20 protein-coding genes and 2 pseudogenes are annotated in these 20,038 nt (G+C 60.1%); 13 read left to right on the plus strand and 9 right to left on the minus strand.

Translation table 11 applies throughout. The features are described 5' to 3' along the window. Positions 1-14: 14 nt before the first annotated feature. The 4 genes from folE to QMX88_RS19820 all read left to right on the plus strand — a co-directional run bounded on the left by folE (position 15) and on the right by QMX88_RS19820 (position 1,671). Positions 15-575, plus strand: a complete 561-nt coding sequence (gene folE, locus QMX88_RS19805) for a GTP cyclohydrolase I FolE (RefSeq protein ID WP_282371929.1) — start codon at positions 15-17, stop codon at positions 573-575. Positions 576-578: 3 nt separating this feature from the next. Further along, on the plus strand, positions 579-950 hold the full coding sequence (gene folX / locus QMX88_RS19810) for a dihydroneopterin triphosphate 2'-epimerase (protein ID WP_065991860.1): 372 nt from the start codon (positions 579-581) through the stop codon (positions 948-950). Positions 951-1,040: 90 nt separating this feature from the next. Next, positions 1,041-1,337 carry a DUF1244 domain-containing protein gene (locus QMX88_RS19815; protein WP_192171866.1) on the plus strand — a complete coding sequence of 99 codons (297 nt, stop codon included), beginning with the start codon at positions 1,041-1,043 and terminating at the stop codon, positions 1,335-1,337. After that, positions 1,330-1,671 (plus strand): HopJ type III effector protein, encoded by a 342-nt coding sequence (locus QMX88_RS19820; protein WP_282371930.1) that lies wholly within the window; start codon positions 1,330-1,332, stop codon positions 1,669-1,671. The genes QMX88_RS19815 and QMX88_RS19820 overlap by 8 nt, the downstream gene beginning before the upstream one ends. Before the next feature lie 271 nt (positions 1,672-1,942). Here the strand turns inward: QMX88_RS19820 and trxB are convergent, their stop codons facing one another. Next, positions 1,943-2,905 (minus strand): thioredoxin-disulfide reductase, encoded by a 963-nt coding sequence (trxB, locus tag QMX88_RS19825; RefSeq protein ID WP_133771976.1) that lies wholly within the window; start codon positions 2,903-2,905, stop codon positions 1,943-1,945. Between the two features lie 385 nt (positions 2,906-3,290). Between trxB and cysZ the strand changes: the two genes are divergently transcribed. Further along, a complete protein-coding gene (gene cysZ, locus QMX88_RS19830) occupies positions 3,291-4,046 on the plus strand; it encodes a sulfate transporter CysZ (RefSeq protein WP_282371931.1) in 756 nt (251 codons plus the stop codon). 33 nt (positions 4,047-4,079) lie between these two features. On the opposite strand, the gene QMX88_RS19835 is transcribed toward cysZ, so the two are convergent. Further along, complete coding sequence (locus tag QMX88_RS19835; RefSeq protein WP_282371932.1) at positions 4,080-4,685, minus strand: hypothetical protein; 606 nt, start codon at positions 4,683-4,685, stop codon at positions 4,080-4,082. 206 nt (positions 4,686-4,891) lie between these two features. Between QMX88_RS19835 and QMX88_RS19840 the strand changes: the two genes are divergently transcribed. Then, a complete protein-coding gene (locus QMX88_RS19840; protein WP_282371933.1) occupies positions 4,892-5,197 on the plus strand; it encodes a hypothetical protein in 306 nt (101 codons plus the stop codon). A 169-nt stretch (positions 5,198-5,366) separates the two neighbouring features. Then, positions 5,367-6,533 (plus strand): glycosyltransferase family 4 protein, encoded by a 1,167-nt coding sequence (locus QMX88_RS19845; RefSeq protein ID WP_282371934.1) that lies wholly within the window; start codon positions 5,367-5,369, stop codon positions 6,531-6,533. Positions 6,534-6,560: 27 nt separating this feature from the next. On the opposite strand, the gene QMX88_RS19850 is transcribed toward QMX88_RS19845, so the two are convergent. The 3 genes from QMX88_RS19850 to QMX88_RS19860 form a co-directional block, all read right to left on the minus strand. Further along, positions 6,561-7,664, minus strand: coding sequence for an NADH:flavin oxidoreductase (locus QMX88_RS19850; protein WP_282371935.1), 1,104 nt, complete (start codon positions 7,662-7,664; stop codon positions 6,561-6,563). A 124-nt stretch (positions 7,665-7,788) separates the two neighbouring features. Continuing rightward, positions 7,789-8,271, minus strand: a complete 483-nt coding sequence (locus tag QMX88_RS19855; protein WP_192171873.1) for a glutathione peroxidase — start codon at positions 8,269-8,271, stop codon at positions 7,789-7,791. Positions 8,272-8,385: 114 nt separating this feature from the next. Continuing rightward, positions 8,386-8,871, minus strand: a complete 486-nt coding sequence (locus QMX88_RS19860) for an FKBP-type peptidyl-prolyl cis-trans isomerase (protein WP_074884740.1) — start codon at positions 8,869-8,871, stop codon at positions 8,386-8,388. On the opposite strand from QMX88_RS19860, the pseudogene QMX88_RS19865 reads away from it, so the two are divergent. The 3 genes and pseudogenes from QMX88_RS19865 to QMX88_RS19875 all read left to right on the plus strand — a co-directional run bounded on the left by QMX88_RS19865 (position 8,840) and on the right by QMX88_RS19875 (position 12,367). Next, positions 8,840-9,201 (plus strand): annotated as a pseudogene (locus QMX88_RS19865) (DUF3565 domain-containing protein). The gene QMX88_RS19860 and the pseudogene QMX88_RS19865 sit on opposite strands and share 32 nt — an antisense overlap. Before the next feature lie 94 nt (positions 9,202-9,295). Further along, positions 9,296-11,389, plus strand: a complete 2,094-nt coding sequence (gene pta / locus QMX88_RS19870; RefSeq protein ID WP_282371936.1) for a phosphate acetyltransferase — start codon at positions 9,296-9,298, stop codon at positions 11,387-11,389. A gap of 78 nt (positions 11,390-11,467) precedes the next feature. Continuing rightward, a complete protein-coding gene (locus tag QMX88_RS19875) occupies positions 11,468-12,367 on the plus strand; it encodes an acyltransferase (RefSeq protein ID WP_282371937.1) in 900 nt (299 codons plus the stop codon). A gap of 67 nt (positions 12,368-12,434) precedes the next feature. Here the strand turns inward: QMX88_RS19875 and QMX88_RS19880 are convergent, their stop codons facing one another. Then, positions 12,435-13,136: an OmpA family protein gene (locus QMX88_RS19880; RefSeq protein ID WP_192171876.1), complete on the minus strand. Its 702-nt coding sequence runs from the start codon at positions 13,134-13,136 to the stop codon at positions 12,435-12,437. Between the two features lie 424 nt (positions 13,137-13,560). Between QMX88_RS19880 and QMX88_RS19885 the strand changes: the two genes are divergently transcribed. Beyond that, a complete protein-coding gene (locus tag QMX88_RS19885) occupies positions 13,561-14,760 on the plus strand; it encodes an HD-GYP domain-containing protein (protein WP_282371938.1) in 1,200 nt (399 codons plus the stop codon). A gap of 33 nt (positions 14,761-14,793) precedes the next feature. Here QMX88_RS19885 and QMX88_RS19890 read toward each other — a convergent pair whose 3' ends face one another. From QMX88_RS19890 to QMX88_RS19900, 3 genes are all read right to left on the minus strand, one after another. Further along, on the minus strand, positions 14,794-15,084 hold the full coding sequence (locus QMX88_RS19890; RefSeq protein ID WP_282371939.1) for a helix-turn-helix domain-containing protein: 291 nt from the start codon (positions 15,082-15,084) through the stop codon (positions 14,794-14,796). Beyond that, positions 15,081-16,406, minus strand: coding sequence for a type II toxin-antitoxin system HipA family toxin (locus QMX88_RS19895; RefSeq protein ID WP_282371940.1), 1,326 nt, complete (start codon positions 16,404-16,406; stop codon positions 15,081-15,083). Before QMX88_RS19895 ends, QMX88_RS19890 begins: the two co-directional genes overlap by 4 nt. A 111-nt stretch (positions 16,407-16,517) precedes the next feature. Beyond that, on the minus strand, positions 16,518-19,289 hold the full coding sequence (locus QMX88_RS19900) for a LuxR C-terminal-related transcriptional regulator (protein WP_282371941.1): 2,772 nt from the start codon (positions 19,287-19,289) through the stop codon (positions 16,518-16,520). 233 nt (positions 19,290-19,522) lie between these two features. Between QMX88_RS19900 and QMX88_RS19905 the strand changes: the two genes are divergently transcribed. Both QMX88_RS19905 and QMX88_RS19910 read left to right on the plus strand, forming a co-directional pair. Next, positions 19,523-19,720 (plus strand): hypothetical protein, encoded by a 198-nt coding sequence (locus tag QMX88_RS19905; protein WP_282371942.1) that lies wholly within the window; start codon positions 19,523-19,525, stop codon positions 19,718-19,720. Then, positions 19,717-20,038: pseudogene (locus tag QMX88_RS19910) on the plus strand (hypothetical protein); the annotation flags it as partial. The gene QMX88_RS19905 and the pseudogene QMX88_RS19910, both read left to right, overlap by 4 nt.

Below are 20,038 nucleotides of genomic sequence, written 5' to 3' on the forward strand. Positions count from 1 at the left end.
CCGAGGAACCATTGATGACCCTGTCACTGCCACAGCATTACCGTGAAATCCTCGTCGGCCTGGGTGAAGATCCTGAACGCGAAGGCCTGCTGGATACGCCCAAGCGCGCCGCCAAGGCAATGCAATACCTGTGTCATGGCTACGAGCAGACGCTGGAAGAGATCGTCAACGGCGCGCTGTTTGCGTCCGAGAGCGACGAGATGGTGATCGTCAAGGACATCGAGCTGTACTCGCTGTGCGAGCATCACCTGCTGCCCTTCATTGGCAAGGCCCATGTCGCGTATATCCCCACCGGGAAAGTCCTTGGCCTGTCGAAAATCGCACGCATCGTCGACATGTACGCGCGGCGCCTGCAGATTCAGGAAAACCTCACGCGGCAGATCGCCGATGCGATTCAGGACGTGACCAAGGCCGCAGGCGTGGCCGTGGTGATCGAGGCTCAGCACATGTGCATGATGATGCGCGGCGTTGAAAAGCAGAACTCGACCATGAACACCTCGGTGATGCTCGGCGCCTTCCGCGAGTCGACCACGACCCGCATTGAATTTCTGCAATTGATCGGACGGAGCAAGTAGTCCATGGCAAGACTCGAACCCGGTACCGCACGCATCAGGGTCAAAGACCTGTGCCTGCGTACGTTTATCGGCATCAACGAAGCCGAAATCCTCAACAAGCAGGACGTGCTGATCAACCTGACGATCCTGTACGCGGCACAGGAAGCGGTGCGCGATAACGACATCGATCACGCGCTGAACTACCGGACCATCACCAAGGCGATCATCCAGCACGTGGAAAGCAACCGCTTTGCCCTGCTCGAGCGCCTGACGCAGGAAGTGCTCGACCTGGTGATGACCCATGAAGCGGTGCAATACGCCGAAGTCGAAGTCGACAAACCCCACGCGCTGCGTTTCGCCGAATCGGTGTCGATCACTTTGGCGGCGGCACGCTGATCCACTGGGCTTGCCGTTGCAGACGCATGCTTGCCCGGCCTGGCCGCCACTCTTATCATCCGCCCATCTTTAATACCGACAGAGCACACCATGACCGAGCAACAACGTCTTGAACTCGAAGCCGCCGCTTTCCGCCGTCTGGTTGCGCACCTGGACAGCCGCAAGGACGTGCAGAACATCGACCTGATGAACCTCGCCGGTTTCTGTCGCAACTGTCTGTCCAAGTGGTACAAGGCCGAGGCCGACGAGAAGCACATCGACATCACCCTCGATGACGCCCGCGAAGTGGTTTACGGCATGCCGTACAGCGAGTGGAAATCCACGTACCAGAAAGAAGCCAGCGCCGAGCAGCAAGCCGCGTTTGCCAAGGAACCCAAGCATGACTGACCTGAGCGCCCTGCGCGCCAGCCTCGCCAGCGGCAATCATCTGTTCGCCGACACGCTGGCCTTCATCGCCGCACACTACGACTATCAGCCTCAGGCGTTCAGCAACGGCCCGGTGGAAAACGCCGCTGGCCAGAACGAAGGTTCGTGCAAGACCCTCGGCCTGGCGCTGCTGGAAGGCCTGAGCGACGAAGAAGCGCTGCTGGCTTTTGGCGAGCACTACCGCTCAGTGCTGGAGACGCCGGAAGGCTCTGACCACGGCAACATTCGGGCGCTGATCGCGAACGGTCTGGCCAGCGTGAAGTTTTCCGCCGAGCCGCTCAAGCCCAAGGCCTGAACCCGCGTTTGAGTCTGCAGGAGATTCCCGGCCTCAAGACACTGGCTTCGCGCAGTAAACACGATCGTGTGGGAGTGAGCTTGCTCACGAAGGCGGTATGTCGGTCGTTGAAGTTTCAGCGAATGGCAGGGCCTATTCGCGAGCAAGCTCGCTCCCACATTTCGTGTGCCGGCAGTAACGTCTGCGGCGTTTTCAGGTTTGATGAGCGGGCGTTTGCCAGACATAAAAAAACCGGCTCAGTGAGCCGGTTTTTATGCAGCTGGAGATCAGGTCAGAACGAAACGTTCGCCAGACCGTCCAGGTAGCGCTCGACGTCGAGTGCAGCCATGCAGCCAGCGCCAGCCGAGGTGATGGCCTGACGGTAGACGTGATCCGCCACGTCGCCGGCGGCGAAAACACCGTCAACACTGGTGGCCGTCGCATTACCTTCGCGACCGCCTTGAACGACCATGTAACCGTCTTTCAACGCCAACTGACCGTCAAACAGGCTGGTATTCGGCGTGTGGCCGATGGCGATGAAAACGCCGTCGACGGTCACTTCGGAATAGCTGCCGTCGTTGTTCTTCAAGCGCGCCCCGGTCACGCCCATGTTGTCGCCCAGGACTTCGTCCAGGGTCGCGTTGAGTTTGAGCTCGATCTTGCCCTCGGCAACACGCGCATGCAGCTTGTCGATCAGGATCTTCTCGGCGCGGAAGGTATCGCGGCGGTGAACCAGGGTGACCTTGCTGGCGATGTTGGCCAGATACAGCGCTTCCTCGACAGCGGTGTTGCCGCCGCCGATCACTGCGACCGGCTTGTTGCGATAGAAGAAACCGTCGCAGGTCGCACAGGCCGAAACACCCTTGCCCATGAACGCTTCTTCGGACGGCAGACCCAGGTAACGGGCGCTGGCGCCAGTGGCGATGATCAGCGCGTCGCAGGTGTAAGTGGCGTTGTCGCCTTTCAGGCTGAACGGCTTGCCCGCCAGATCCACTGCATTGATGTGATCAAACACAATCTCGGTCTCGAAACGCTCGGCGTGTTCGCGCATACGCTCCATCAATGCAGGGCCGGTCAGGCCATGGGGGTCGCCCGGCCAGTTGTCGACTTCGGTGGTGGTGGTCAACTGACCACCCGCCTGCATCCCGGTGATCAGCAACGGCTTGAGGTTGGCGCGCGCGGCATAGACTGCAGCGCTGTAACCGGCAGGGCCGGAGCCGAGAATAATCACTCGCGAATGACGTACATCAGACATGACACACTCCTATTGACCGGCCATCGTTACGCGTGGTCGGAGTCACTGGGTCTGAACCGGCGTACCGGTTGAGAGGATTGGGACTGACGAGGCCTACGCCGCAAGGGTGGCGCCCGCCGATCCTGAAAACATGAAGCTGCCACTTGGGGCACAGCAACGGTGAAAGTTGCCCGCAAGCTTATCGGGGCGGAGAAGATTAAGGAAATATCGTTTCACAATCCAGCTCATAGGCCCGCGCTATGTGCATCTTCCGTTTCGCGATCGCAGTCCTGCATAGACTTCACCGCTGCACGATTGTTTCAGAGAGTGTCGCCCCTGCTGCTGCGCTTCCGCCCCTGCAGCAAAGCCGGTATGGTCGGCGCGATATCACTGCCTGGAGGCACACATGCCTGCACCCGCCCTGTCCGGCCCGCAATACTTGCGCGAAGGCCTGAAACTGGTCCTGAGCCCCGGTCTGCGCCTGTTCGTCCTGCTGCCGCTGGCGATCAATCTGGTGCTGTTCAGCGCCATGATCTACTTCGCCGGCCACGAATTCAGGCTGTGGGTCGACTCCTTCATGCCGACCCTGCCCAGCTGGCTCGGCTTTCTCAATTACATCCTGTGGCCCCTGTTCGTAGTGCTTGTCGCGCTGATGGTATTTTTCACCTTCACCATGATCGCCAACATCATCGCCGCGCCGTTCAACGGCTTTCTCGCCGAGAAAGTGGAGGTGGTCCTGCGCGGGACGGACGATTTCCCCGCATTCAGTTGGGGCGAGCTGGTCGAAATGGTCCCACGCACCCTGAGCCGGGAAATACGCAAACTGGGCTACTTCCTGCCCCGCGCCATCGGGCTATTCATCCTTTCGTGGATCCCTGTGGTAAACCTCGTCGCTGCGCCGCTGTGGCTGATATTCGGCGTGTGGATGATGGCCATCCAGTACATCGACTACCCCGCCGACAATCACAAAATGAGCTGGCAAGACATGCTCGACTGGCTGCGCGCCAAGCGTTGGCAGAGCATGAGCTTCGGCGGGATTGTGTATCTGGTGCTGCTGATACCGGTGGTCAACATCCTGATGATGCCGGCGGCGGTGGCGGGAGCGACGTTGTTCTGGGTGAGGGAGCGTGGGGCGGAGACGCTGGCAGAGCGGATTCGCTGATTTACTGAAAAGGCCTCGATTGAGGCCTTTTTATTACATGCTTGCTGGACTCAACCAACCATAGATCAGCATTAAAAGCGCCCAATAACAGATGCCTATCACCGTCCAGACCACGTCCCCAAACGTGAAGCGGATCCTGCGACTTTCCCCAGACTTGCCGTCCAACCGGTTGATGAACGATTGCACCCTCAGGGTAATCAAGAACTGGCCCAGCCCCGTAATGGTGTAGACCCCTATGGTCGGGATGAGCCCGAGCGCTGCGGATGGGCTGCTACCCCAACCCGATGCGTACCCAGTGACAATAGAAGGGGTAAACGTAAGAAGGTAGATCCCTGCTACGTAGACGCCCCAGTAAGGGATACCGCCTCGACCCGTCTCTTTAAGCGCGGCATTTACCTTGCAGAACAGTGAGGGAAAGTAGAAAAAACAGAAAAGCGTGCGCATAGCCGGCCAGATCGGTTTCGCCGAACAGGCTTTGTACCGCGACCAGTTTTTGTAATACCAGTAGAGCCCGTACAACCCGCACGTGATGAACATCATCACCGTCAGCTTGATCAGCGACACGGTATAAAACGGCGGGCCGTTCGTAGGCGGAGCCGTCAAATCGGCAGCAGGTGGTGTATTGAATGGCTCGGACACAGCGTTTCCTCCAGAAGTTGAGGCGACGCATGCTAAAGGCGGAAACACTCTTTTAATCAACCTCGGGAAAATCAGGACAGTTCCTACAACACTATTCACAACGTCCCACAGCTTCCTTGTTTAACCATGGACATGCCCACTCCGGACGAGCATTCGCCGCCGCGTTTCAATCTCGCGGCGTAGTCACCCACAGGAGTTAAATGCCCATGGAATCGACACCCCTGACCACCCCGCTAAAAACAACCGCCTATCCTGCGTCCTTTGTGATGGATCGACAGAAGAAGCCAGAGCCCCACGCTCCCGCATTCATGCAAGCACTGGCGCGGGCGACTCAGCCTTTCGTTTCACAGACCCTCAACGCTGAATCCGCGAACCTTGCCAGGCCCGCAGAGCCCCGTTCGCACCTGCAACTGACCAGCCTGAACCCGGTGCAGACCCACTACGTGCCGGAGCCAGCTGCCTTCGAACGCATCGGCGAGTCGAGGCTTGTGCCCTTCACCGTTGGTAAATGACGCGTCCCGTGTCACCGCAGTCGTATCCGAACCTGACCGGGTCGTATGTCGCTCTGAAACCGGTCAGGATCAAGCGCGGCCAATACCGAATCCCGGCCAGCCATTTGCAGTCACAAATCCATCACTCAACCGCCACACAAGCGCAATGACCCGCTCAGAAACTGATCTCATGAGTAAATCCCTGCGTATTACCCTGATCACCGAAACGTATGCACCGGAAATAAACGGCGTGGCCAATACGCTCAGCCGTTTGTGCGACGGGCTGCGCCTGCGGGGGCATCGGGTTGAGGTGATTCGGCCGCGGCAGACCGACGATGAATTGCGCGCGGCCGGGGAAGATTTGATGCTGTGCCGTGGCTGGCCGATTCCGGGGTATCCCGGATTGCAGTGGGGCCAGTCGTCGATGCACAAACTGCTGCGCCGCTGGCAGCGCAATCGCCCGGATGTGCTGTACATCGCGACAGAAGGGCCGCTTGGTCTTTCGGCGCTGCGCGCCGCGCGGCGGCTGGGGATTGCGATCGTCAGCGGGTTTCATACCAACTTTCAGCACTACACGCGGCAGTACGGGCTGAGTTTCATCACGCGCCTGCTGACGACCTACCTGCGCTGGTTTCATAACCGCTCCAACGCCACCCTGGTGCCCAGCTTCACGCAAAAAACCGAGCTTGAACGCCGAGGCTTCGAGCGATTGGAACTGCTGTCGCGGGGCGTTGACTGCCAGCTGTTTCACCCGTCGAAACGCTCAAATTCGCTGCGCGAAAGCTGGGGGCTTGAAGCCGGCGATACGGCGGTTCTGCACGTGGGACGGCTGGCAGCGGAGAAAAACCTGGGCCTGCTGAAAACCACCTTCGACGGCCTGGTCAGCACCTATCCCGAGAAAAACCTGCGGCTGGTGATTGTCGGCGACGGACCGGTCAGGCCAACGCTGCAGCGACAGCTCCCGGACGCCATCTTCTGCGGCACCCAGCGCGGCGATGCGCTGGCGACGCACTATGCGTCGAGTGATTTGTTTCTGTTCCCGAGCCTGACTGAAACCTTCGGCAACGTGGTGCTGGAAGCGCTGGCATCAGGGCTGGGTGTGGTCGCTTACGACGAAGCGGCGGCGGCCCAGCATATTCGCCACGGCCATAATGGCGCGGTGGCGATGCCGGGGGATGAGGACGGGTTCGTCGATGCCGCGCGGTGGATGCTGGAGGATGACGAAACCTTGCGCCGGGTCAGGCTGAACGCCCGGCAGCACGCCAGTCGTCAGGGATGGGCCGGGATTATCGACTCATTCGAGACTTACCTGCGCGCTGCGAGCGAGACGCGGGATGGGGTTGTTTTGGGGGTGTAGTCCCCGATCAAGGACGGAACCGGACCGTCAATCCAACCGACCCAAGGCTTCGCGGCTGAATGGCAAAATATCGTGCTCGCGGCCTTCCTTCACTTTCAATGCCCAGTCCGGGTCGACGAGCAGCGCACGGCCGACTGCGACCAGATCGAACTCCTCGTCACCCAAACGCTTGAGCAGGTTTTCCAGGCTCGCAGGCTGGGCGACTTTGTCGGTGTTGACCATGAACTGCAAAAACTCGCCGTCGAGTCCGACACTGCCCACCGTGATGGTCGGCTTTCCCGTGAGCTTGCGCGTCCAGCCGGCCAGGTTCAGGTCGGAGCCTTCAAATTCGGGCTCCCAGAAACGCCGCGTCGAGCAGTGGAAAATGTCCACGCCCGCGTCGGACAGCGGCTTGAGGAATGCGTCGAGCTCTTCAACCGTTTGCACCAGCCGTGCGCTGTAATCCTGCTGCTTCCACTGCGAGTACCGAAAGATGATCGGGAAATCCGGGCCCACGGCGGCTCGTACCGCCTGAATCAGCTCGATGGCGAAGCGTGAGCGGTGCGCGAGGTCGCCGCCGTATTCGTCGGTACGCTGATTGGTGCCTTCCCAGAAGAACTGATCGACCAGATAACCATGGGCGCCGTGGATCTCGACGCCGTCCATGCCGATGGATTTAGCGTCGTTCGCCGCCTGGGCGAACGCTGCAATGACCTCGTCAATGTCTTGCTTGCTCATGCCATGAACGACAACGTTACCGTCCTTGAGCTTCTCGGTCGGGCCATAGGCCGGCACCGTGCCATCCGGCTCAGTACCCAGACGACGCACGGCGCCGACGTGCCAGAGTTGCGGCACGATCTTGCCGCCTTCTTCGTGAACCGCTTCCACCACCTTCCGCCAGCCTTCCAGTGCCGCTTCACCAAAGAACTGCGGCACGTTGGGGTAGCCATTCGAGGCCTTGTGCCCGACGGTGGTGCCTTCGGTGATGATCAAGCCAACGCCAGCAGACGCACGACGACGGTAGTACTCGATGACGTTGGAATTGGGTACGCCGCCCGGTGAAAACGAGCGGGTCATCGGCGCCATGACGATGCGCGTCGGCAACTCGAGGCTGCCCAAGTGGAAGGGTTTGAACAAGGCTTGAACAGGCATGCAGGCGTCCTCGGCATTCTGGAAATATGATGAAGGTCATACAGAATGAGCCGAAGCACGGGGGATACGAAGCACTATTGACTGGAGTGATTAAGGCTCAAAAGAAGGACGGCGAATTGAAATACTAGGGCAGTGCCTTCTCGATCGCACTCACCACTTTGGCGTCATCCGGAAGCGTGCTTGGGGAGAAGCGGGCCAGAACGCGTCCATCCTTGCCGACAAGAAATTTCTCGAAATTCCAGGTGATGTCGCCGGGAAACTCGGCGCCTTCGCCCGCGAGCATTTGATACAGACGATGCCGGTGCGGTCCGTTGACTTCAAGCTTGTCCCCCAGGGGAAAGGTCACGCCGTAGTTCAGCGAGCAGAACGCCTGAATCTCTTCCTGACTACCAGGCTCCTGGCCGGCGAACTGATTGCACGGCAGCCCGAGGACGCTGAAGCCTTGGTCTTTGTACTTCTGATACAGGGTTTCCAGCGCAGCGTATTGCGGCGTCAGGCCACACTTTGACGCGACGTTGACCACCAGAACCACTTTGCCCTTGAGCGGGGCGAGGGGCAGCTCCTGGCCATCCAGAGCCTTCAACTTCAGCTCGTGAAATACACTCATGACGACTCCCCTAGAAACCCTTGGCCGAAAAAGGCGCCCTGTCAGACCGTAAAAACAAACGTTTTCACAAGACCGCGAGGACGCCTGGCCAGCTCACTCAGCTTAGCAGGACAATCAGTGGTGATGACCACCTTCGCCGTGCACGTGACCGTGGGCCATTTCTTCTTCGCTTGCATCACGGATGGCAACGATCTTCACATCGAAGTTCAAGCGTTGACCGGCCAACGGGTGGTTACCGTCGACAGTGACGTCGTCGCCGTCCAGATCGCGGATGGTCACGATCTGCATCTGGCCGTCCGGCGCAGAAGCATGGAACTGCATGCCGACTTCCAGTTCGTCGACGCCTTCGAACATGCTGCGATTGAGGGTGCTGACCAGCTCGGCGGAGTATTCGCCGTACGCATCTTCAGGCTCGATGGCCACTTTCAGTTCGTCGCCGACTTCCTTGCCATCCAGCGCCTTTTCCAGACCCGGGATGATATTGCCTGCACCTTGCAGGTAAACCAGCGGCGCGCCGCCGGCAGAACTGTCGATGACCTCACCAGCGTCATTGGTCAGGGTATAGTCGATGGAGACAGCCTTGTTGGCGGCGATCGGCATGGGGCGAGACCTTTTGCAAATAGATATGAGCGGCCAAGTCTAACCAAGCACTCGCGCGAAAGCGAACGCAACTCAGACAGACGGCCCCGATTGGAATCCCCGAACGCCCCCTCCCCCCATTCGATCATTACCGGCTTTGCTCAGGACCCGGACGGTCACTGGGTGGTCATGCTCTCCTGCGGTCACACCCAGCATTTGCGTCACGACCCGCCCTGGCAATCCCGCGCCTGGGTGCTCGATCCCGCGCAGCGCCAGGCGAAAATCGGTCAGTCCTTTCACTGCGGCTGGTGCGCGTCGGGGTCAGATAACGATAACCTTGGGCCCCGTTGAGACGCTGCGACTGAACAGCGTCCTGGTTTATCCGGTCCGATGGCTGAATTCATAGCGCCATGACCCTTGCACTGCTCATTTTCGAGAAGCCCGCATGCAGACTTTCTTTATCGCGCCCACAGATTTTGGTGTGGGCCTGACGTCCATCAGCCTGGGGCTGGTGCGCACCCTGGAGCGCGCCGGGCTCAAGGTCGGTTTTTTCAAGCCGATCGCCCAGCCTCATCCCGGGGATCTGGGCCCGGAGCGTTCGACTGAATTGATCGCCCGCACCCACGGCCTCAAGCCGCCCAAGCCGTTGGGGTTGGCCCACGTCGAACGCATGCTCGGCGAAGGCCAGCTTGACGAGCTGCTGGAAGAAATCATAAAGCTGTATCAGGAAGCCTCGATCGGCCGTGATGTGTTGATCGTCGAAGGCATGGTCCCGACCCGCAGCGCCAGCTATGCCGCGCGGGTCAACCTGCACATGGCCAAGGCGCTGGATGCGGAAGTCATTCTCGTATCCGCCCCGGAAAACGAAGTGCTGACCGAGCTTTCCGGCCGCGTCGAGCTGCAGGCGCAGATGTTCGGCGGCCCGAAAGACCCGAAGGTGCTTGGCGTGATCCTCAACAAAGTGCGCACCGACGAGAGCATGGAAGCCTTCTCGGCGCGGCTCAAGGAACACTCGCCGCTGTTGCGCAGCGGCGATTTCCGTTTACTTGGCTGCATCCCGTTTCAGGCCGACCTCAACGCCCCGCGCACCCGCGACGTCGCCGATCTGCTCGGCGCGCAAGTGATCAATGCCGGCGATTACGAACAGCGGCGCATGTCGAAGATCATCATCTGCGCCCGCACGGTGCTCAACACGCTGCAGTTGCTCAAGCCGGGCGTGCTGGTGGTCACACCGGGGGATCGCGATGACATCATTCTGGCGGTGAGCCTGGCGACGCTGAACGGCGTGCCGTTGGCCGGACTGTTGCTGACCAGCGACACCCTGCCCGATCCGCGCATCATGGATCTCTGCCGAGGCGCGCTGCAGGCCGGGTTGCCGGTGCTGTCGGTGAGCACCGGTTCGTACGACACCGCGACGCAGCTCAATCAGCTGAACAAGGAAATCCCCATCGATGACCGCGAGCGCGCGGAGATCATCACCGATTTCGTCGCCAGCCATCTGGATGCCAACTGGCTGCATCAGCGTTGCGGCACGCCCCGTGAGATGCGCCTGTCGCCCGCGGTGTTCCGCTATCAGCTGATCCAGCGTGCCCAGGCGGCAAACAAGCGCATCGTGCTGCCCGAAGGCGCCGAGCCGTTGACCGTCCAGGCGGCGGCGATTTGTCAGGCCCGGGGCATTGCCCGCTGCGTGCTGTTGGCCAAGCCCGAGGAAGTGAACGCCGTTGCGCGCGCCCACGGCATCGACTTGCCGCCGGGCCTGGAGATTCTCGATCCGGACCAGATCCGCGAGCGCTATGTCGCGCCGATGGTTGATTTGCGCCGCAGCAAAAACCTCAATGCGCCCATGGCCGAGCAGCAACTGGAGGACCCGGTGGTGATCGGCACCATGATGCTGGCCCTCGACGAAGTGGACGGACTGGTGTCGGGGGTGATCCATTCGACCGCCAACACCATTCGGCCTGCGTTGCAGCTAATCAAGACGGCACCAGGCTGCACCCTCGTTTCATCGGTGTTTTTCATGCTGTTTCCGGAGCAGGTGCTGGTGTATGGCGACTGCATCATGAACCCGCACCCGACCGCCACCGAGCTGGCGGAAATCGCCGTGCAGAGCGCGGATTCGGCCGTGGCGTTCGGCCTGTCGCCGCGGGTGGCAATGATCAGCTACTCCAGCGGCAATTCGGCCAGCGGTGAGGAAGTGGAAAAGGTCCGCGAAGCCACGCAACTGGCGCGCGAAACCCAGCGCGGTCTGTTGATCGACGGGCCGTTGCAATACGATGCCGCCGCCAACGAGCACGTCGCCCGACAATTGGCGCCGAACAGCCCGGTGGCGGGTCGCGCGAATGTGTTCGTGTTTCCGGATCTGAACACCGGCAACACCACTTACAAGGCGGTGCAGCGCAGTGCGGACTGCGTAAGCCTCGGTCCGATGCTGCAAGGCCTGCGCAAGCCGGTCAATGACCTGCCGCGGGGCGCTCAGGTTGACGACATCGTCTATACCATTGCACTGACGGCGATTCAGGCGGCCACGCTGCCGCAATAACATTGCGCTGCAATATCGCATGCCACAATAACCCCGCCGGAACCCACCGGCGGCTGACTGCCCCGGAGTTCGATTCACATGGATTTCCTGCCCGCCCCTTTGCGTGGCGTCATCGCCTCGTTGCTGTTGGCGCTCAACACGATTCTCTGCTGCACGCCGCTGTTCGTCGTTGCCATCTTCAAACTGTGCCTGCCCTTCCCGGCCGCGCAGAAGGTCACCGACTGGCTGATGAGCCACATCCACGAAGCGTGGATCAGCAACAACAACGCCTGGATGGATGTGCTCGGTCACACCCGATGGCACCTGAGCGGGCTGGAAAGCCTGGACTATCAGCACTCGTACCTGGTGACGAGCAATCACCAGAGCTGGGTCGACATCATGGTGCTGCAGTACGTGCTGAACCGACGCATTCGCCCGCTCAAGTTCTTCCTCAAGCAAGAGCTGATCTGGGTGCCGGTGATTGGCCTTGCCTGGTGGGCGCTAGGCTTTCCGTTCATGAAGCGCTACAGCAAGGCGTATCTGGCCAAGCACCCGGAAAAGAAAGGCAAGGACCTGGCGACCACCCGTCGCACCTGTGCGAAGTTTCGCAACAACCCGGTCGGCATTTTCAACTTCGTCGAAGGCACGCGCTTCACCGAAGCCAAGCACGCACAGCAGAACTCGCCGTTCCGTTACCTGTTGAAGCCCAAGGCAGGCGGCATTGCTTTCGTGCTGGATGCCATGGGCGAGCAGCTGGAATCCATCGTCAACGTGACCATTCATTACCCGGCTGGTCGGCCAGGGTATTGGGACTTGCTCTGCGGGGACGTGGGCGAAGTCGTCGCGCATTTTGAAGAAGTGCAGATCCCGCCGCAGTTCATTGGCAAAAGCTACGACCAGGACGATGCCTACCGCCTGGAGTTTCAGCAGTGGATCAACCGGCTGTGGGAAGACAAGGACACGTTGCTCGCGCAGATGCATGAACGTTACCCGGGCTAAGCGCCCGTAGGTCCAAACGCAAAAACCCCGGCTCACTGGCCGGGGTTTTTGGTTTCACGTCACGCGGTTATTGCTGCTGTTGGTACTGCTGGCCAGGAATCGGCTTGAGGTTGACCTCGACGCGGCGGTTCTGGGCACGGCCGTTGACGTCGGCGTTGCTGGCGATCGGCGAATCAGGACCGGCACCGCGCACCGACAGGTGAGCTGCGTCAACGCCTTGAGAAGTCAGGTAGGTCGCCACGCTCTGGGCGCGCTGCTGCGACAGGTCCATGTTGTGCTGGCGACTGCCGGTGCTGTCGGTGTAGCCGACGATTTCAATCATGTTCTGATTGTATTGCTTCAGCGAACCGGCCAGGTTGTTCAGCGGCGCATAGAAGCTGCTGGCGATGGCAGACGAGTCGGTGGCGAAGGTGATGTTGCCCGGCATCACCAGCTTGATGTTGTCGCCCTCACGCTGAACTTCAACACCGGTGTTGGCCATGCTGGCGCGCAGTGCAGCCTCCTGCTTGTCGGCGTAGTAGCCGTAACCGGCAGATGCCGCGCCTGCCACGGCAGCGCCAATCAGCGCACCTTTGCCACGGTTGTTGTGATCGATGGCAGCACCGGCGACGGCGCCGGCCAATGCACCCAGACCGCCGTACTTGGCGGTCTTGCTCATCCCGCCGGAGTTCTGCGCCTGCCCCTGATTGTCGTATGGATTCTGCGTCGCGCAGCCGGAAAGCACGGTCAGTGCGGTGGCAGCGATGATCAAACGGCGAAATGTCAACATCAAGGAGAGCTCCTGTTTTGCTTTTCTACGGCCAAACATAAAGGCCGACGATTTGGGCAATTAGAGCACGGTCCCCGTCAAAAATTCCTTAACGCGGCCTGAACCGCCAGTGCACGGCCAAGGGCAGCAATTCTTTAATATAAAAAGCAAATATTTATATGCATTTTGAACATGCTGTTCATCGCATTTATTCGATGCGAGATTCTTCAAACAACGCCAATAATCTGTGCAAGCTGTTGATTAGGTTTGATATTTATCTATCAGGAGTGTAATTCCCACAATATTCAAGAGAGTTTCATTTCCCCAGCGCTTTCCTATACTGGCCATGCGCAAGTACAGGAAAGCGCAGTGATGAAGCAAAGAACAAAGATCGCTCTCACTTTCAGGCAAGGCAGCGCTGTATTCACGCGCAAGAGCTGACTCTATGCTAAGAAAAATCCCCGTTTCCGACCTCACGCTGGGCATGTACATCCACGAGTTCTGCCGCCCACGGATCAACGATCCCTTCTGGACTGCCCACGTCGAGCGCGAACTCAGCGACGACGCGGTGTTGCGGCACATTCAGGCATCGACCCGAGAGGTCTGGATTGACACTCGCCTTGGCAAAAGCCCTGCCGATAGCTCGCCAGCGGATCAGACCTCCCCCGAGTGTCCCGACCCTGCCGAGACTGCGCCGTGCAGCCTCGAACTGGAACTGGCCCGCGCGCGCCTGATTTGCGGGCGCGCGAAAGCGGCAGTGATGACCATGTTCAGCGATGCCCGGATGGGCCGGGCAATGAATACCGAAGACGTCGATCTACTGGTTGAAGAAATTTCCACTTCCGTCATGCGCCATCCCCACGCGCTCATCAGCCTGTCGCGCCTGAAAACGACGGATGAGTACACCTACATGCATTCGGTGGCGGTGTGCGCATTGATGGTCGCGCTCGCGCGGCAGATGGATCTGGATGAGGATCAAGTGCGGGAAGCCGGCGTCGCGGGGCTGATGCATGACGTCGGCAAAATGATGATCGACTCGGCCATTCTCAATAAGCCCGATCGTCTCACCTACGAAGAATACGAGGTCATGAAGCATCATCCGCAGGCCGGGCTGGAAATCCTCCAGGGTTGCGAGCGGGTAACCCGACTGGTGATGGACGTGTGCCTGCATCACCACGAAAAGGTCGACGGAAGCGGTTATCCCCACGGCCTGAAGGGCGACGAGATCAGCCTGCTGGCGAAAATGGGCGCTATTTGTGACGTGTATGACGCGGTGACCTCAGACCGGCCCTACAAGAAGGGCTGGGATGCCGCGCATTCGGTTCGCGAAATGGCGTCCTGGAAAGGCCACTTCGATGCGAAGGTGTTCCAGCACTTCGTCAAGACCGTTGGTATCTATCCCGTCGGCGCGCTGGTTCGCCTGAAAAGCGAGCGCCTGGGCGTGGTGGTCGAGCAGGATGAACAGTCCCTGCTGCACCCGAAAGTGAAAGTTTTCCTGTCCACCCGGACCCGAATGCCCTTCGAGCCGCAAGTCATCAACCTTGCGTGCCCCACGGTACGAGACGGCATCCTCAAGTTCGAACTGGCTGAGGAGTGGGGCCTGCTGGACGTGGCCAGCATGTGGGCCGGTCAGCCCGCTGCTTGAGCCTGCCGTCGGGCTTATCGGTGCGATTACGCCTTAGAGACTGGTTCCCGCCGGCCGGCGTAGCAATGGAATAATGCCGACCTGCATACCAAAGGGCCTGAACACGGCGTTGAGGGTTTGCACCGTCGGATTACCCTCGTCCTGCTCGATCTGACGCAGTGTGCGCAACGAGATTTTGCACATGCTCGCGAACTGCTCCTGGCGCAGTCCTGTGATTTCGGTCCGCAGCCGTTTGACGGCAGCGCCCATGGAAACGCTCCCCTCCAACAACTGACCCCGAAGCTCGTCGAGGATGATGCCGCGCTGGCGGATCTCGTCGTTCATAGCAGGCCCCACTCCTTGAGCGTCGCATCCAGTCGTCCCAGCCTGATGCGCGGATGATTGAAGGTCTTTTGCGGCAAGCCCATTTCATTCAGCAAATCAGGCAATGCCCGCAGGCGCTCGGCATCGGTTCTGAGACCCTCGAAAAGCTGTTCGGGGTCAGCCCAGTTGGATAAAGCGCGGCAGGCATCGCGCCAGCCCACCTCGCCGGCGCGCTCAATAGGGTCAGGCCATTTGGTGGTGCGTGTTACACCTTCATCGTCCATGACCATGGGCGCCAGGTCGTAAATCGGCGCCAGAGAGAGTCGCCGTTCATCGCGAAGGATCGATGTGTTTCGCCCATGGTTGTCGCTGTTCCCCAGAATCTGATTGATCAGGTCACGGCGCACGTACTCGGCGACCATCTGAGGAATCTCCCCCTGCTGGGCGTTCGCCGACCAGGCATTGGCCAGTGCGGCTACCGCTTGCATGTGCGTCATATACGCACCGGGGCGGGTGATGTCGGCGAGCGAGTACACCGATTCCACCGCCACCCGACGCACGCCCTGTTCATCGACGCGGCGGTCGAAGCGCTTCATCCACAGGCTGGGCTTGCGGGCCTCTTCAAGGCTCATGCCGTCACAGGGAACGGTGCGTTCCCCGACGCGTTGGAGGGCCTGGTAATAGCAGAACTCGCTTCTGAGAATGGTGCGATCGGTCTCGTTGCCTTTGTTGCGCGAGAATTTCACGAACCAGTGCTGACGAACCTCGCTGTCCGCGAGGGTCGCATCAGGGTGCATGAGCCCTTTGGCATCCTCGGCCAATAACAGCTTCGGTGCCTCGCCGCCCGCCCCGGTTGCGCCACCGACAGCGGCGCCTTGTTCATACGCGTATTCAAGAAAGCGGCTGTCCCGGGCAACGACTTCACTCCGGTCAAACCCAATGCTGCTGGCCTTGGGCAATGCCTCGAACGATTCCTTGATGCGCAAATGCCCGACAGGGGCGGGGGTACAGCGCTGCAGGAGCACCAGGTCGGCCGGCGTGTTTTCACTTTCCGGCAATGCCAGACGCGCCAGCAGGAAACGGCGCGCCGCTCCCGCTGGAACGATGTCATGCAAAAACGCCGGCAGCCCCGCCGTTCTGAACAGATCCCAGCCCAGTGGAATTCCAGCGCTCACGGACGGCGCGGTCGGCCGGTCGAGGGCATCCAGGTGGTCAATCAGAAATGCTTGATCGTAGGCAAAGCTGCACGGGCTGTTCTGCCCGGATTCCGGTTTCTCGACGTCAAGACGCATTGCGTCGTGCCATCGTCCCGACAGGTAGAGTTGGAGGGTCAGCTGCATCACGGGCTGCTCGGCAATTTGATGCCTAAACATTAGGACTGGAGCGCTGAAAAGGCAATTAAATGCCTAAAATCGACCTTTTCCTGCATAAATCGGCATTTAAATACCGATCGATTAGTTTAGCAATCCCAACTCTTGTGCCCGGGCCACTGCTTGAGTGCGTCGCTCAACACCCAGCTTGCTGTTGATATGGCTGGCGTGGGTTTTAACGGTGTGCAGGGAAATGAACAGGCGTTCGCTGATCTCCTGATTGGAGCAGCCTTGCGCGATCAGCTGCAGCACGCTGAGTTCTCGGGCGCTGAGGTGGTCGCCGCCATTGCCGCTGATGCAGGTGGACGGCTCACTTGCCATGCGCAAGCAAGGCAGCTCCTGGCCAGGCGCAGCTTCAGGAAGTTGCTGAAGCAGGTAATCGACCAGCCGGCATGAGGGTCGTTTATGCAGTTGCTCACGCAGCCAGTCGGGATGACCACGGATCAGGCGCTGGAAGGGCAGAACCGCACCACCCGTGGCGAGCTGAAGGCTTTGTAGAAAGAGCTCATCGGCTTCGGGCCCATGTGACGTGTCAAGCAACAACAGGATGTGCTGACCCAGCGCATTGAGGCCGAGCAGTCCTGCGCCGATCCGCTGGGCATACTCCACCAGACCGTGCAGCCGCATCATCGCCTCTTCGGTGCGGCCCTGAATATGATCAAGAACCGCCCGCAGCGTTTCGATCTGCTGAGGCAGTTGCGGCGAACATTCCGGGGCGGCGGCGGGTTGGTTGCCGCCGTAAGTCTGCCCCAGTCGCAGGAGCCACGCGTCGGCCAGGTCGATACGGCCCTGGGCTAGCCACAGCTCGCATTTGGCGAGGGTGATCATTGCCAGGTAATAAACCGGCGGCACGTCCCAGATGTGCATCAACCGCTCGGCCTCGGCCAGCTCGGCGAAGGCTTCGGCGTAGCGCCCTTCGCGCCCCTCCATTCCGGCAATCACGCAGTGGCCGATCAGCACGCTGATGTCACGGCAGGCGCGTGCCTCGGCCAGCCCGGCAGTCAAGCGCTCGCGCCCCGCCTCCGGTTGAAGGAACTGCACCAGCAAATAGCCTTCGTACAACGTCAGGCGCGCGCGCACCGCGTACAGTTTTTGTGAAGACAGGCCATTCAAACGTCGCAAGCCCTGGCGCACTTCCTCCATCGAGCGGAGTGTTTCGCCACGGGCCTGCAAGGTGCGAGCGCGGTCGTAGTGCGCCAGCGCTTCAAACAATGGATTGGCCACCCGCTGCGCCAACTCAAGGGCATCACGGTTCAGCGCACGGGCGCGCCATAAATCTCCATCGGTGATAGCCAGATTCGCCAGGGTCGACAGGCACAGTAAACGCTGGCCATATCGCTTCAGCGGCAGACTGACCAACGCTTCGCTGCAATAGCGCCGGGCCGTTTCACTGTCGCCGCGGCCTCGGGCGATGATCCCGCTCAGCGCCAGCCACTGAGCCAGCATCGAATTTTGCGCGGTCGCGGAAGGCGCCGGCAGAAATCGACTGAGGTGATTGCCCAACTCCTCGGCCGCGTCCAACTGACACGCCAGGCCCAGCGCCCAGGCGTACAGCACGATCAAACGCGGCGTGCTGACCAGCAGGCTGTCGGGCAAGTCCATTTTCCAGCGCAGCAACATGCCGACGTTTTGCTCGGCGAGCAGTTGTTCTTCAGACAGGTTCTGCACCAGATTGGCCGCCACATCCAGATGCCCCGCGCGCAACGCCTGTTCAATGGCTTCGTCGAGCAGCCCCTGGTCGCTGAACCAGCGGCAGGCATTCAGATGCACGCGTCTTTGTTGCGGCGTGACACTGGGCCCGGCGCGCGCGCGCAGCAGATCCGAGAACAAATGGTGATAGCGAAACCAGCGACCGTGCTCGTCCAGCGGGACGAGAAACACCTGATGCGCTTGCAGGTAACCGAGCATTTCGTCGCTGTCGTGACTGTCGCGCGCGGCGTTGCACAGGGCACCGCCAAAACGCTCCAGACACGCCGTTTCATAGAGAAAGACCTGAACGTCCGCCGGCAGGCAATCGATGACCTCTTCGAGAAGGTAATCCCGGATCAGCCCTTCCCCGCCGTTGAGCCCTTGGGTCAGCGCATTACTGCCCGCTTCGTTGGCGGCCAGCAGCCAGAATCGCAGGCCGGCCACCCATCCCTCGCTGCGTTGCAGCAAGGCCTGCAGTGCTTCATCGCTCAAGCCATTGCGCTGTTGATCCAGCACCGCCAGCGACTCGTCGTCGGTCAGCCGCAGGTCCTGCTCGGACAATTCCAGCAATTGACGCGACAGCCGCAGACGCGCCAGGTGCCAGTTCGGCCTCTGCCGGCTGGTGACCATGATGTTCATGCCCGCAGGCAGATGATTGAGGAGAAATTGCAGGCAGCGATCCAGCACGGGGCCCTGCACCAAGTGGTAGTCGTCAAGCACCAGCAGCAGCGGTTTGCTCAACATCAGGTGCATTGCCAGCTCGTCCAGTAAACCGTCCAGCCACTCTTCGAAGGCAAAGGGCTGGTGACGCTGACGCATTTTCAGAAGGCCGAGCGCCTGGCCGCCGAGCTGAGGAAAAAATTGCTGGAGACCACAAAGAAGACGTTCGAGAAACCGGCCCGGGTCGCTGTCCCGGTGGCTCAGACCCAGCCAGAGGTTCTGCCACTGATCGGGCAGGCTCTCGCAGAACTCCACCGCCAGTGAGCTTTTACCGAAACCGGCCGGGGCACTGATCAACAACAGGCGCCCAGACAGACCCGCACTCAACCGCTCGCACAATCGAGGTCTCGATACATAACCTTCAGGCAGTGGCGGACGGAAGAAACGGCCTTCCAACGCAGTGACTGCGTGATTTGCGAATCCTTGCAAACGCGACAGATCAGTCATGGCCGGCTCTTGTTGGAGTGCTTGTTGTTCGGCGTTCAGATGTCGGGAGACTAGCGGCTATGCCGTGCCTTTTGAACATTGTTAGACGAAAGACTGTAAGAAAACGTATCCAATCAACAGGGCGAATGTTGGTTTATATGTCTGGGGAGGTACACGGTCCTACATCCGCTGCAGTGTAGTCGGCCAGCGCATCTCCATCCTCGACGATTGCCTCGTGTGGGACCCATCCGCAAATGCGCGTGGAAATCTCCTGTTCGTATTTCCCCCTCTGGAACCGGGCGCTGGAATTCGCCATCGTGCGCACCAAATCTGGCCTTGCCGTAGCGCGAGGTTCGGATGCATCGGTCGAACAGGACGTTGACCGGGACCTCGCCTACAGAGCGGCAGCTTTGCTGGCTTATCTCGTGGAAAAGCAGGAGCCACCTCCATGACACGATTGTTCGCACCACGCTACGCGCTTGATGACTTACAGCAGCCTATGCTGCCGACAACCGACACATTGCCGCCTCATCCATCCACCGGCGTAGAGTCAAACAACGACTCACTGATACCGGTCCAAAACTGGAGCCATCCCTTCCGCGATAAACGCGATGTGCTCCAGCAACTGACCCACTTGGCAAATGCCGCAAGCGGCAGCTATCCCCTCGGCAGCAGCGGGCTCTGGCATGGCGGTGTGCATTTTGATGCGGGAACGGCGGGCACGCTGGACCAGTCGAGCGTGCACTGCATCGCGGACGGTGAAGTGGTGG

It is taken from the genome of Pseudomonas sp. PS02290 (assembly GCF_029960075.1).
GTDB lineage: Bacteria > Pseudomonadota > Gammaproteobacteria > Pseudomonadales > Pseudomonadaceae > Aquipseudomonas.